This window comes from Clostridioides sp. ES-S-0049-02, from assembly GCF_020658465.1.
Taxonomy (GTDB): domain Bacteria; phylum Bacillota; class Clostridia; order Peptostreptococcales; family Peptostreptococcaceae; genus Clostridioides.
The window spans coordinates 1-14428 of sequence record NZ_JACVWG010000004.1; the positions used below are offsets into that span (position 1 = coordinate 1).

The 14428-nt window shown below is 30.4% G+C and carries 13 protein-coding genes and 3 tRNA genes; all 16 read left to right on the forward strand.

Annotation, left to right across the window (positions count from 1 at the left end; all coding sequences use genetic code 11):
• Positions 1–48 precede the first annotated feature (48 nt).
• The 16 genes from IC213_RS11285 to IC213_RS11360 all read left to right on the forward strand — a co-directional run bounded on the left by IC213_RS11285 (position 49) and on the right by IC213_RS11360 (position 14408).
• Positions 49–125, forward strand: a tRNA-Asp gene (locus IC213_RS11285).
• A 10-nt stretch (positions 126–135) separates the two neighbouring features.
• Positions 136–210 (forward strand) — tRNA-Gly (locus tag IC213_RS11290).
• Positions 211–219: 9 nt separating this feature from the next.
• Positions 220–293 (forward strand) — tRNA-Arg (locus IC213_RS11295).
• A gap of 938 nt (positions 294–1231) precedes the next feature.
• The gene (gene cdaA, locus IC213_RS11300) at positions 1232–2071 is read left to right on the forward strand and encodes a diadenylate cyclase CdaA (RefSeq protein WP_227434523.1); all 840 of its coding nucleotides are present in this window, start codon (positions 1232–1234) and stop codon (positions 2069–2071) included.
• Positions 2068–3252: a YbbR-like domain-containing protein gene (locus IC213_RS11305; RefSeq protein WP_227434524.1), complete on the forward strand. Its 1185-nt coding sequence runs from the start codon at positions 2068–2070 to the stop codon at positions 3250–3252. Before cdaA ends, IC213_RS11305 begins: the two co-directional genes overlap by 4 nt.
• Positions 3253–3555: 303 nt before the next feature.
• A complete protein-coding gene (gene ptb, locus IC213_RS11310; protein ID WP_227434525.1) occupies positions 3556–4458 on the forward strand; it encodes a phosphate butyryltransferase in 903 nt (300 codons plus the stop codon).
• 21 nt (positions 4459–4479) lie between these two features.
• Entirely contained in the window at positions 4480–5559 is a 1080-nt protein-coding gene (buk, locus tag IC213_RS11315; RefSeq protein ID WP_227434526.1) for a butyrate kinase, read from the forward strand.
• Complete coding sequence (locus tag IC213_RS11320) at positions 5549–6226, forward strand: ATP-binding protein (RefSeq protein WP_227434527.1); 678 nt, start codon at positions 5549–5551, stop codon at positions 6224–6226. The genes buk and IC213_RS11320 overlap by 11 nt, the downstream gene beginning before the upstream one ends.
• A gap of 42 nt (positions 6227–6268) precedes the next feature.
• On the forward strand, positions 6269–6484 hold the full coding sequence (locus IC213_RS11325; protein WP_227434528.1) for a 4Fe-4S binding protein: 216 nt from the start codon (positions 6269–6271) through the stop codon (positions 6482–6484).
• 29 nt (positions 6485–6513) lie between these two features.
• Entirely contained in the window at positions 6514–7593 is a 1080-nt protein-coding gene (locus tag IC213_RS11330) for a 3-methyl-2-oxobutanoate dehydrogenase subunit VorB (RefSeq protein WP_227434529.1), read from the forward strand.
• Positions 7593–8345 (forward strand): thiamine pyrophosphate-dependent enzyme, encoded by a 753-nt coding sequence (locus IC213_RS11335; RefSeq protein WP_003420710.1) that lies wholly within the window; start codon positions 7593–7595, stop codon positions 8343–8345. The genes IC213_RS11330 and IC213_RS11335 overlap by 1 nt, the downstream gene beginning before the upstream one ends.
• On the forward strand, positions 8346–8903 hold the full coding sequence (locus IC213_RS11340) for a 2-oxoacid:acceptor oxidoreductase family protein (RefSeq protein WP_227434530.1): 558 nt from the start codon (positions 8346–8348) through the stop codon (positions 8901–8903).
• Positions 8904–9073: 170 nt separating this feature from the next.
• Positions 9074–10420: a phosphoglucosamine mutase gene (glmM, locus tag IC213_RS11345; protein ID WP_227483570.1), complete on the forward strand. Its 1347-nt coding sequence runs from the start codon at positions 9074–9076 to the stop codon at positions 10418–10420.
• Positions 10421–10687: 267 nt separating this feature from the next.
• Positions 10688–12520, forward strand: a complete 1833-nt coding sequence (glmS, locus tag IC213_RS11350; RefSeq protein ID WP_227434532.1) for a glutamine--fructose-6-phosphate transaminase (isomerizing) — start codon at positions 10688–10690, stop codon at positions 12518–12520.
• Positions 12521–12706: 186 nt separating this feature from the next.
• Complete coding sequence (locus IC213_RS11355; protein WP_227853333.1) at positions 12707–13783, forward strand: (Fe-S)-binding protein; 1077 nt, start codon at positions 12707–12709, stop codon at positions 13781–13783.
• A 28-nt stretch (positions 13784–13811) separates the two neighbouring features.
• Positions 13812–14408 (forward strand): CDP-alcohol phosphatidyltransferase family protein, encoded by a 597-nt coding sequence (locus IC213_RS11360; RefSeq protein WP_227853332.1) that lies wholly within the window; start codon positions 13812–13814, stop codon positions 14406–14408.
• Positions 14409–14428 lie beyond the last annotated feature (20 nt).

A 14428-nucleotide genomic window follows, 5' to 3' on the forward strand; every position in this document is an offset into this window, starting at 1 on the left:
TACAAGCAGGGGGTCGCAGGTTCGAGCCCTGCTGGTCCCACCATTTGCGGCCTGGTAGTTCAGTTGGTTAGAATGCCAGCCTGTCACGCTGGAGGTCGAGGGTTCGAACCCCTTCCAGGTCGCCAAATTAAATAAGCGGGAATAGTTCAGTGGTAGAGCGCAACCTTGCCAAGGTTGAAGTCGCGAGTTCGAATCTCGTTTCCCGCTCCATAATGATTTGGGTGCATAGCTCAGCTGGATAGAGCAACGCCCTTCTAAGGCGTGTGTCCGGGGTTCGAATCCCTGTGCGCTCATTAAGAAAAGTTTACTATATTTATAGTAAACTTTTATATTGTTTAAAAAGACACAGGATACATGCATGTCACCTGTGTCTTTTTAAACAATATAAAATTATATAAGAGTTACATTATATTCATTAATATTGTAATCATATTAATGGTAATGTATAATAGTCTACAAGAAGTTTATAGAAAGATTTATTGCATAGATTTAATTAATTAGTAAATAGGCTCATATACATTATACTGTATACTTTATAGTACTAAGATATTAGAATACTATTTAAATTTATAAATTAATTTCTTATACTGAAAAAGAACGATGAAATCTACTATGAAATACTAGAGATTCTAAATACTTGATAATATAGTGCTTGTAGATTATTGTATTAAATGAATTATTATACTTATAAGTAATATATCTATGACTTTGAAATAGATAAGTTGTTTTAATTATTTTTATAATAAAAGATAATTTCTAGAAAAGATACATAATAAGATATTAATAGAACTTGATATAAATTATTTATAAGATAAATTATTAGTATAAGATAAAAATAATATTACTAATATAATATTAATAGAAATATAGAAATAATGTTACAATTTTATATAATTAATAAATAGATTATTAAATTTATTGTAGCAAACATATATTGAAAAATAATATTTATTTTGAAATAGATTTTATAGTATAAAATTGCATCAAGGCGCGAGTACTATTTTGTATTCGCGCCTTGATGATTTGAATTATTTAAACTAGATTTAACTTTAATAAAAAATATATATTTAATGAGCAATATTTTTAATGTATTTAGAGATTATTTAACAATCTCAATCTATAAAAATAGAATTATTTACACAAAAGTTAAATAGTTTGTATAGAGTTAGATTTATATAGTATAATACATAGTGTAAATAATTAAGAAGTTATCGAACAGGAGGATAAAACTGTGTTAGATATAAATTCTTTTTTAAATGAATTTTTTAATATAATATTAAGAATGAGTATATATGATTTAATTGACATATCCATAGTAGCATATATTTTTTACAAAATATTTATGTTTATAAAAGATACAAGAGCAGAACAAGTATTTAAAGGTATAATATTTCTTTTGCTAGCAACTCAACTTAGTAACACTTTTAAATTGCATACCGTTTATTGGATATCTCTTAAGGCTCTGGATTATGGAGTTATAGCAGCTCTTATAATTTTTCAGCCAGAATTTAGAGCAGGACTTGAACATATAGGAAGAGCAAAGTTTAATTTATTTGGAAAAAATGTAAATACTTCAGAAGAAACTCTTAATAGAACTATAGAAGAGATTGTAGAAGCTTTATATTCACTTTCTAGACAAAAAATAGGAGCTCTTATCATAATGGAGAGAGAAACCAGAATAAGTGATATAATAAATACAGGAACTATAATTGATGCTGAAATTTCTAGGCAATTATTGATAAATATATTTATACCAAATACACCATTACATGATGGCGCTGTTGTAATTAGAGATTCTAAGGTAAAGGCAGCTGCATGTTTCTTGCCATTGACAGAGAGTAAAGATTTAAGTAAAGATTTAGGCACTAGACATAGAGCGGGAATAGGTGTAAGTGAAGTATCTGACTGTATAACACTAATCGTATCAGAGGAAACTGGAGGCGTATCAATTGCTAAAGCTGGTAAGTTATATAGAGATATTTCTAGAGAAAGAATGATGAATATATTACGTAGTAATCTAAAAACGAATACGGAAACAAGAAGTTTTTTCAAAGGTGGTATATTTAAATGATAAATAGACTAAAAAATAATACCAAAATAAAAATAATATCATTTTTAAGTGCAATTGCTTTATGGATGTATGTCATGGCTGTAGTTGACCCTGAAGAAACTAGAGGGTTTGAAGATATACCTGTATCTATAAGTAATATGAGTGATTTAAATGATAAAAATCTTGTTATATATCCAGACGAAAAATTAACAGCAGATGTGTATATAAAAGGTAGTTTATCAAAGGTACAAAAAGTTAAAAAAGAAGATATACATGTATATGGAACTGTTGAAGACCCAATACAAGGTAAGAAAGAAGTATATTTAAAAGCAAATATTCCTCAAGGTGTTACTTTAGAATTTAAGCATGATGTTTTAATAGTAAATCTTGAGAAAAATATAAAAGAAAAAAGAGATATAAAGGTAGAAGTAAGTGGAAATTCTAAAAGAAATATAGATAAAATTGAACTGAATAAAAATTATGTCGATATATCGGGTCCAATGAGTCTAGTTAAGGAAGTTAAGAATATAAGAGCTAATCTAAATGTAGGTAATGAGACAGAAGATTTCTCTAAAAAATTGGATTTAATACCTTTAAATAGTGATGGAACTAAGGTTGAAGGTGTGACACTAAGTTCAAATTCTGTAACAGCAAGTGTACAATTATTAAAAGAAAAAACTGTACCAATAAGAGTAGATTTAAAGGATAATAATCAAGATAATAATACATTGAAAAATTATAAATTAAGTAAAGATGAAGTTAGCATAAAAGGTAAAAAAGAAAGTATAGACAAAATAAATTATATTAAGACAAAACCTATTGATTTAGTTGATTTAGCTAATGGAGAGGAAAAAGAAGTGAGTCTAGAGATTCCAGAAGGAATAACTATTGATGATAGCTCTATAACTATAAAGCTAAATGAAACAAAACAATTAAGTGCTGAGTTTGTATATAGTTCAGAAGATATTATGTTAAGAAATATTCCAGCAAATATGGACAATCCGAGTATAATTTTTACTGGAGATATTCAAGTTGTTGTAGAATCAACAGAAGATTTAAGTAAGCTAAATAAAAAAGATATTTCGTTATATATCGATTTATCAGAAGCACCTACTGAAAATGGTAAATATAAAATAAAATATGAAACAACATATCAATTTAAAAAAATAAATATAGAACCTAATATTGTTGAAGTGGAATGAACAAATATTTTGAATATTTAGTTGTTACAAGATGCGACAAAAAAATCTATAAAATTAAGTTTGTTAATTTTATGTTTTTGTTGCATCTTGTTTATTTTAGTTATATTATAAAATAAGGACAATGAGATATTTGTTAAATCTAAAAAGTGTTAGATATATGAAAAAAGACTGATAAATAGATTTAAATAAATATTTTTGAATTAAATATTTCAATTATCCCTAGGAAAACGTTGCTGAACGAGTTATAATTTAATTGAGATATAAAAGTTCTATTTCAAAAAATTCAAGATGAGGTGGAAATGCATGAGAAGTTTTGAAGAAGTAATTAAGTTTGCAAAAGAAAGAGGACCTAAAACTATATCAGTAGCATGTTGTCAAGATAAAGAAGTTTTAATGGCAGTTGAAATGGCTAGAAAAGAAAAAATAGCAAATGCCATTTTAATAGGTGATATAGAAAAGACTAAAGAAATTGCAAAAAGCATAGACATGGATATCGAAAATTATGAAGTAATAGATATAAAAGATTTAGCAGAAGCATCTCTAAAATCTGTTGAATTAGTTTCACAAGGAAAAGCCGATATGGTAATGAAAGGCTTAGTAGACACATCAATAATACTAAAAGCAGTTTTAAACAAAGAAGTGGGTCTTAGAACTGGTAATGTATTAAGCCACGTAGCAGTATTTGATGTAGAGGGGTATGACAGATTATTTTTCGTAACTGATGCAGCTATGAACTTAGCTCCTGATACAAATACTAAAAAGCAAATCATAGAAAATGCTTGCACAGTAGCACATTCATTAGATATAAGCGAACCAAAAGTTGCTGCAATATGCGCAAAAGAAAAAGTAAATCCAAAAATGAAAGATACAGTTGAAGCTAAAGAACTTGAAGAAATGTATGAAAGAGGAGAAATCAAAGGTTGTATGGTTGGTGGACCTTTTGCAATAGATAATGCAGTGTCTTTAGAAGCAGCTAAACATAAAGGTATAGATCATCCTGTAGCAGGAAGAGCTGATATATTATTGGCTCCAGATATCGAAGGTGGCAATATATTATACAAAGCTTTAGTATTTTTCTCAAAATCAAAAAATGCAGGAGTTATAGTTGGAGCTAAAGCACCAATAATATTAACTTCTAGAGCAGATAGTGAAGAAACTAAGCTTAACTCAATAGCCTTGGGCGTTTTAATGGCAGCAAAGGCTTAAATTTAAGGGGGAAATAGGCAAATGAGCAAAATATTTAAAATCTTAACAATAAATCCTGGTTCGACATCAACTAAAATAGCTGTATTTGATAATGAGGATTTAGTATTTGAAAAGACACTAAGACACTCTTCTGAAGAAATAGGAAAGTATGAGAAGGTTTCAGACCAATTTGAATTTCGTAAACAAGTAATAGAAGAAGCATTAAAAGAGGGTGGAGTAAAAACATCTGACTTAGATGCTGTAGTAGGTAGAGGTGGTCTTCTTAAGCCTATAAAAGGTGGAACTTACTCAGTAAGTGATGTTATGATAGAAGATTTAAAAGTAGGAGTTTTAGGAGAACATGCTTCAAATTTAGGTGGTATAATAGCAAAACAAATAGGTGATGAAGTTAATGTTCCTTCATACATAGTAGACCCAGTTGTTGTGGATGAACTAGAAGATGTTGCTAGAATTTCTGGTATGCCTGAAATAAGTAGAGCAAGTGTAGTACATGCTTTAAATCAAAAGGCAATAGCAAGAAGATTTGCTAAAGAGATAAACGCAAAATATGAAGATATAAATCTTATAGTTGCACATATGGGTGGAGGAGTTTCTGTTGGAGCTCATAAAAATGGTAGAATAGTAGATGTTGCAAACGCATTAGATGGAGAAGGTCCTTTCTCTCCAGAAAGAAGTGGTGGATTACCAGTAGGAGCATTAGTGAAAATGTGCTTCAGTGGAGAATATACTCAAGATGAAATTAAAAAGAAAATAAAAGGTAATGGTGGATTAGTTGCATATTTAAATACTAATGATGCTAGAGAAGTTGAAGAAAGAATTGAAGCTGGTGATGAAAAAGCTAAATTAGTATATGAAGCTATGGCATATCAAATCTCTAAAGAAATAGGAGCTAATGCAGCAGTTCTTAAGGGAGATGTAAAAGCAATATTATTAACTGGTGGAATCGCATATTCAAAAATGTTTACAGATATGATTGCAGATAGAGTTAAATTTATAGCAGATGTAAAAGTTTATCCAGGTGAAGATGAAATGATTGCATTAGCTCAAGGTGGACTTAGAGTTTTAATTGGTGAAGAAGAGGCTCAAGTTTATGATAACTAATGATAAAAGAATAAGAATCATAACAGGTCACTATGGAAGTGGTAAAAGTGAATTTGCGATGAACTATGTTGTTAAATTAAGAGATATGGTTTCTGGCAAAGTTGCTATAGCTGATTTGGATGTGGTGAATGTATACTTTAGAACTAGAGAAAAGAAAGAGTTAATGAAATCTTTAGGTATACAACCAATAGATAGTTCAATTAATGCTCCAACATTAGATTTACCAGCAGTATCAGCAGAAGTAATGTCACCTATGGTTGATCATTCATACAATTCTGTTATAGACTTAGGCGGAGATAATGTAGGTGCTAGAGTTATAGGAAGATTTAGTCATTTATTAAAAGAAGGCGACTATGACATGCTTTTTGTAATAAATGCAAATAGGGAGAAAACTCAAACTTCTGAAGAAGTTATCCAATATATAAAGGAAATAGAAAAATCTTCTAAACTAAAGGTAACAGGTCTAATTAATAATACTCATCTTATTAGATTTACTACTATTGATGATGTATTAAGAGGTCAAAAAGTTGCAGAAGAAGTTTCTAAGGAGTGTAATATACCTATAAGATATGTTGCATGCTTAGAAAATCTTGTTGAACAATTACCAAAAGATTTAGAAGGAGAAATTTTTCCAATAAAATTATATATGAGAGAAGACTGGATGTAGTTTGAGCTCAAATATATAGAAAGTTTAAGGAGGCTTAGGTAAATGGCTAAAGGAAAAGTATCTTTTAATCAAGAACGTTGTAAAGGTTGTGGATTATGTGTTGAAGCATGTCCAGTAAAAATCATACAATTAGACTCAAACACAATAAACAAAAAAGGGTATAACCCAGCAACTGTTTCTGAAATGGAAAAATGCATAGGATGTGCAAGTTGTGCGACTATGTGTCCAGATGTAGTTATAACAGTAGAAAGAGATTAATTTAAATTAATATTTAAGGGGGAATTTTAATGGCTAAGATACTTATGAAAGGTAACGAAGCATTTGGAAAAGCAGCTATAGAAGCTGGTTGCAAATATTTCTTCGGTTACCCAATAACTCCACAAAGTGAATTACCAGAATATTTATCAAGAGAGTTACCTAAAATAGGTGGAGCGTTCGTTCAAGCTGAATCAGAAGTTTCTGCGATAAACATGGTTTATGGTGGAGCAGGTGCAGGAGCAAGAGTTATGACTTCTTCATCTTCACCAGGAGTTGCTTTAAAACAAGAAGGTATAACATATGCAGTAGGAGCAGAAGTTCCTTGTGTTGTACTTAACGTAATGAGAGGTGGTCCAGGACTTGGAAGTATACAACCTTCACAAGCTGACTACTTTATGTCTACAAGAGGTGGAGGAAATGGAGACTACAGAACTCCAGTATTCGCACCAGCTACAGTTCAAGAAGCTGTTGACATGATAATGGAAGCTTTTGATGTTGCAGATTACTACAGATCACCTGTTATGGTAGTTGCAGATGGTATGATAGGTCAAATGATGGAGCCAGTTGAATTCAAAGCTCCTGAAAAGAAAAGAGAATTGCCTCCTAAAGATTGGGCAACTGTTGGAACTAAAGGAAAAAGAGTACCTAATGTAATAAACTCTTTATACTTAGAGCCAGAAGTATTAGAAGATCACTGTTGGCACTTAGAAGCTAAATTCAATGAAATGGAAAAAAATGAAGTACAATATGAAATGTACAAAACAGAAGACGCTGAATTTATATTTGCAGCTTATGGAACTACTTCAAGAATAGTGAAAAGCGCAATTGATATATTAAGAGAAGAAGGAATAAAAGCAGGTCTTATAAGACCTAAAGTATTATGGCCATTCCCATTTGAAGCATTTGATCAAATCCCTAGTGCTAGAAACATATTAACTGTTGAAATGAGTATGGGACAAATGGTGGAAGATGTAAAAATGGCAGTAGAAGGTAAATTACCAGTTTACTTCCATGGAAGACCAGGAGGAATGACTCCAACACCAGCAGAAATAGTTGAAAAAGCTAAAAAAATTATTGCCGGAGAATTGGTTGCAGGAGGTGCTAGATAATGGCTGTTGTATTTAAGAAAACTGAAGGGTTACAAGATACTCAAACTCACTACTGTCCAGGATGTACACATGGTATAATCCATAGATTAGTTGGTGAAGTATTAGAAGAATTAGGAGTATTAGGTGATGCTGTAGGTGTTGTTCCAGTTGGATGTTCAGTTTTAGGATATAAATATTTTAACTGTGACACTCAAGAAGCAGCTCATGGTAGAGCACCAGCTGCTGCTACAGGAATAAAAAGAGTTCATCCTGAAAACACAGTATTCACTTATCAAGGTGATGGAGACTTAGCTTCAATCGGTACTGCTGAAATAGTTCATGCAGCTGCTAGAGGAGAAAAAATAACTACTATATTTGTAAACAATACAACATATGGTATGACTGGTGGACAAATGGCTCCAACTACATTAGTTGGACAAAGAGCTACTACTGCTCAATCAGGAAGAAATGCTGAAACTCAAGGTTATCCAATAAGAGTAAGTGAAATGTTAGCTACATTAACAGGAGCTGTATTTGTAGAAAGAGTAGCAGTTGATACTCCAGCTCATGTTAGACAAGCTAAAAAAGCTATAAAGAAAGCATTCCAAGTTCAACAAGCAGGATTAGGATTTGGAATAGTAGAAGTATTATCTACTTGTCCTACAAACTGGGGACTAGCTCCAAATGATGCTTTACAATGGTTAAGAGACAATATGATACCATACTATCCATTAGGAAATTTCAAAAATGTTGAAGTTGAGGAGGTGAAGTAAATGTCTACAGCTAGAGTAATATGTGCAGGCTTCGGAGGCCAAGGTGTTATGTCTATGGGACAATTACTTACTTATGCAGGAATGTTAGAAGGTAAAGAAGTTTCTTGGTTACCATCTTATGGACCAGAAATGCGTGGAGGTACAGCAAACTGTGCAGTAACTGTATCTAGTGAACCAGTTGGTTCTCCACTTATAACAAATGATGCAACTGCAGCTATATTATTAAATATACCAGCATTTGAAAAATTTAAAGATGATGTTGTACCTGGTGGAAAAATAATAGTAAATAGCTCTTTAATAAAAGAAAAAGTTGAAAGAACAGATGTAGATGTTTATTATATCCCAGCAAATGAATTAGCTGTTGAATTAGGTAATGATAAAGTTGCTAATATGATAATGCTAGGAGCTTACTTAAAAGTAGCTGATACAGTAGATATAGAGTCTGTATTAGAAGCATTTAAAAAAGTTTTCGGACCTAGAAAAGAAAAATTTGTTCCATTAAACAGAGCAGCTTTACAAAAAGGTATGGATGCTACATGTTGCGGAGCAACTAACTAATAAAGAAAAAAGATGTCAAAAAAAAGACAATAGAATTATTTCTATTGTCTTTTTTGCTGAGAAGTATTAAAATATTTTTATGACTGAAATTAAGAATATAATAGTATTTTATGAATTATAAAAATATAATACAAATTACAAGCTTTTCAATTATGAAAGGAGAATATTTAGTGAGAAAGTATTTTGGAACAGATGGAGTTAGAGGAATAGCAAATACAGAATTAACATGTGACTTAGCATATAGACTTGGTAGAGCTGGTGGATTTGTTTTAGCTCAAGGAGACCATAGAGTAAAAGTAGTAGTAGGTAAAGATACTAGAATATCAGGAGATATGCTGGAGGCATCTTTAATAGCAGGTCTTATGTCTGTTGGATGTGATGTTATTACTGTTGGAATAATACCAACCCCTGCAGTTGCATATTTAACTAGAAAATATGGTGCTGATTGTGGTGTGGTTATATCTGCATCTCATAATCCTGTTGAATATAATGGAATTAAATTCTTTAATAAGAATGGATATAAATTGGATGATGAAATAGAATTAAAGATAGAAGAATATATAGATGACATGGCTAAAGTAGATTGTATGCCAGTTGGTGAAAATGTAGGACGAAGATTACATGAGCATTATGCACAAAGAGATTATGTAGATTATTTAAAATCAATAATTAACACTGATTTTAGAGGATTAAAAGTGGTTTTGGACTGTGCTAATGGTGCATCGTATAAAGTAGCACCAATAGTATTTGATGAATTAGGAGCAAGTGTAATTTCAATAAATAGTTCACCAGATGGAAACAATATAAATTATAAATGTGGCTCTACACATCCAGAACAACTTCAAAAGGCTGTTTTGGAACATAATGCTGACTTAGGTCTTGCGTATGATGGAGATGCTGATAGATTAATTGCAGTAAATGAAGAGGGTCAAATTGTTGATGGAGACCATATAATGATATTGAGTGCTTTAAATTTAAAGAAAAATAATAAATTAGCACAAGATACTTTAGTAGTTACAGTTATGAGTAATATAGGATTAACAATAGCTGCAAAAGAAAATGGAATAAAATTATCTACTACAGCAGTTGGAGATAGATATGTTTTAGAAGACATGGCTAAAAATGGATATAATCTTGGTGGAGAACAATCTGGACACATGATATTCTTAGATTACAATACTACAGGAGATGGAGTTCTTAGTTCTTTAATACTTGCAAATATAATATTGCAAGAAAAGAAACCTTTATCAGAACTTGCATCAATAATGAGTCAATATCCACAAGTACTAGTGAATGCAACAATAAAAAATGAAAATAAAACCAAATATATGGAATATCCAGAAATAAAAGCTGAAATAGAAAGAATAGAATCTATTTTAGATGGAAATGGTAGAGTCTTAATAAGACCATCAGGAACTGAACCATTAGTTAGAGTTATGTTAGAGGGTAAAGAGGAAGGTCAAATAAAAGAATTAGCAACAAATTTAGCTAATCTTATACAAGAAAAATTATCGTAATTTATAAGGGTATTCTCAGATATAAACCCTGAGGACACCTTTCTAAGCGCCAGAACTTAGTTATAGGCACAAGAATTAAGTATTATTGGAACTAAGTTGACGAGGTCAGAGTTAATCGAATTGTCGGCGGATGCTCTGCGGTGTGTTTACCATCGAAAGACTTCTTTAAATAATAGGAGTAATCCTATGGACAAAGGGAAGCCAAAGTAAACTTATATGACCTAACTCTTAAAATATATAAATAATATTTTTAGGAGGACACAAATAATGTGTGGAATAGTTGGATATTTAGGAAGTAGAAAGGCAGCAGAAGTTATCATAGAGGGGCTTTCTAAGCTAGAGTACAGAGGTTATGACTCAGCAGGTGTAGCAGTTAATGGTTCTAATTGTGATGAACTTAATATTAGAAAGTTCAAAGGTAGACTTTCTGTGCTTGCAGAAGATTTAGAAAAAAATCCTATTGATGGAAATTTGGGAATAGGACATACAAGATGGGCAACTCATGGAGAACCATCTGATGTAAATTCACATCCTCATTTTAATCAAGCTAAAACAATAGCAGTTGTTCATAATGGGATAATAGAAAATTATATGGAAATCAAAGAAGAATTAATTTCTGAAGGTGTTAAATTTGAATCTCAAACAGATACAGAAGTAATAGCACATTTAGTAGATAAATACTATGAAGGTAACTTATTAGACGCTGTATATAAAACTATATCAAAATTAAGAGGAGCTTATGCATTAGGTGTTATATGTAAAGAACATGGAAATGAATTAGTTGCAGTAAGAAAAGATAGTCCTCTTGTAGTTGGTGTGGGTGAAGGCGAAAACTTTATAGCATCAGATATACCTGCTTTATTAAAATATACTAGAGATGTTTATTTCTTAGAAAATGGAGAGATAGTTCACCTAAAAGATGAAAATGTAACAATTTATGATTCTAATAGAAATGTTGTAGAAAAAGAAGTATTCCATGTAACATGGGATGTAGAAGCTGCATCTAAAGGTGGATATGATTACTTTATGTCAAAAGAAATACATGAGCAACCGACAGGAGTTAGAGAAACTCTAGAAAGAAGACTTGATGATAATGGAAATATAATTTTAGATAGTATAAATATTTCTAAAGAAGATTTAGATAAAATAAATAAAGTTTATATAGTAGCTTGTGGAACGGCATATAATGCTGGATTACTTGGTAAGTATGCTATAGAAAAATTTGTAAATATACCAGTAATAACTGATATAGCATCAGAATTTAGATATAGTGACCCATTTGTAGATGAAAACTCATTAGTAATATTAGTTAGCCAATCTGGTGAAACAGCAGATACTTTAGCAGTACTAAGAGATTCAAAAGCTAAAGGAGCAAGAATACTTTCAATAACTAATGTTGTAGGTTCATCTATAGCAAGAGAATCAGATGATGTTTTCTATACTTGGGCAGGACCTGAAGTAGCAGTTGCATCAACTAAGGCATATACAACTCAAATAACTTCTTTATATATGATAGCTTTAGATTTTGCTATTAAAAAAGGAACAATAACTAGAGAGTTTTATGATGGTATGATTACTAAGATGAAAGAAATACCATCAAAAATACAAGAAATATTAGATAATGAAGAATATATAAAAGAAGTTGCTAAAACAGTTGTTAGCTCTGACCATGCTTTCTATTTAGGAAGAGGTATAGACTATAGTTTAGCAATGGAAGGTTCATTAAAATTAAAAGAAATATCATATATACATGCAGAAGCTTTTGCAGCAGGAGAATTAAAACATGGAACAATAGCATTAATAGAAAAAGGAACTCCTGTAATTGCTATAGCTACTCAAGAAAAATTATTTGAAAAAATGGTTTCTAATATGGAAGAAGTAAGAGCAAGAGGAGCTTATGTTGTAGCAATTGCTCAAAGTCATAATAAAGACGTTGAAAAAGCTGCTGAAAAAATAATTTATATACCAAACTCAGATGATATTTTATCACCAATATTAGCAGTTGTACCAATGCAATTACTTGCTTATCATGTTTCTGTATTAAGAGGTTGTGATGTAGATAAGCCAAGAAACTTAGCTAAATCAGTAACAGTTGAATAAAAATATATTAAAAAGTGCATAGATAATATCTATTAGAAAAAACTCATTCTATTTGTTATAATTTTATAGAATGAGTTTTTTATTATAGAAAAAAGCTATTAATCAATATGGAGGTGTATTTGTATAAAAGAGGTAAAGTTAAAATTAGAGACGTTAAAAAAAATCGAAAAAAATAACAATGATTGTATAAATTGCAAAAAATGTTTTAAGGTATGTCCTATGATGAAAGAATTTGGAGACTCACCAAGAGAACTTATGATAGACATTTTGCAAAATAAATCAATAAATAAAAATATACCATATTCTTGCATGTTATGTGGAATATGCAAGGTAGAGTGTCCAAAAGATATAGATTTAAAAGAAATGTTTTTTGATGTAAGGAAAGAAATATTTCATAGCAATCAAAAAGAATTAAATGATATAGGATATAGAACAATAAAATTTCATCAAACTAATAGTTTCTCTTCATTATTCTCAAAAAAATTTATTAAAAAAAACACCAAAAAGATTTTTTTTCCAGGATGTAGCCTTTCTAGCTATAGTAGTGACTTAGTATTAGCAACATATAAATATTTAGAAAATCATATAGAAAATATATCCTTAGCTTTTGAATGTTGTGGCAAGCCAACTTTAGCTATGGGAGATACAAATAAATTTGATAAATATTATTCTAAAATAGACAAGCTATTTAGAGAAAATGATATAGACGAAGTAATCGTAACTTGTCCAAATTGTTTTAATACTATAAGAAATAATAGTGATATAAAAGTGACTTCAATATGGGAAGTGATAAAAGAATATGGACTTCCAGAAAATCTAAAAAATCATTATGATGATTTAAATCAGGAATTTTTATTACATGACCCATGCCCTATAAGAAATGAGCATAATATACATGAATCAGTCAGATATATACTAGGTTTTATGGGAATAAAAATAATTGAATTTGAAAAAAATAGAGAAAACACAGAGTGTTGTGGCTCTGGAGGTATGGTAAGAGTTACTAATAATGAAGTTGCTATAAACCAGACCAAAAATAGAGCAAATAATGAAAAAACAGATTATGTAATCTCATACTGTCAATCTTGTTGTGAGTCTATGTTAATGGCAGATAAAAAAGTACTACATGTATTAGATTTAATTTTTGATGTTGATGTTATAAACAAAAATAAATTAACCCAGAAAAAAACATCATCTATTAAAAAATGGAGTACAAGGTATAAAGGAATAGAAGTAGCAAAGAAGATGAATATAGAAACTTAATAAATTCCCATAAAAAGTATATAAGCTAATGAAAGGAAATAATATGTTAGATACACATGCAAGAAAATATGTAGAGCCATTTATAATCAAAGGAGCAGAGTTCTTTTTAAAACTTAAATTAACTCCAAATAACGTGACAATAATAGCACTTATAGTTGGAATATCTACGTCTTTATTTATATATCTCGATATGAAAGTGCTAGCAATAATTACATTATGGGTTTCAGGATACCTAGATGCTGTAGATGGTGATATGGCGAGAAGTAGTAATAAAACATCCTTATTTGGAACATTAATGGATATTACTTTTGACAGAATAGTAGAAATAAGTATGATTTTAGTATTTGGCTTGAAGATGATTGATGTAAGGTTAAATCTAATGATTCTTTTAAGTAGTATTCTTATGTCAATGACTATATTTTTAACTGTTGGGGCCTTAACTGATAAAAAAGGTATGAAATCATTTTATTATCAAGCTGGTGTAGCTGAAAGGAGTGAGGGATTTATACTTTTTACTTTGATGATTTTATTTCAAAGTTATATTGGAACGATAGCAAATCTATTTTCTATAGTCGTTTTATTTACAGCAGTTCAAAGACTACTAGAAGCAAAAAAAATATTATAAATTAATTTTTGAGAGGGGAA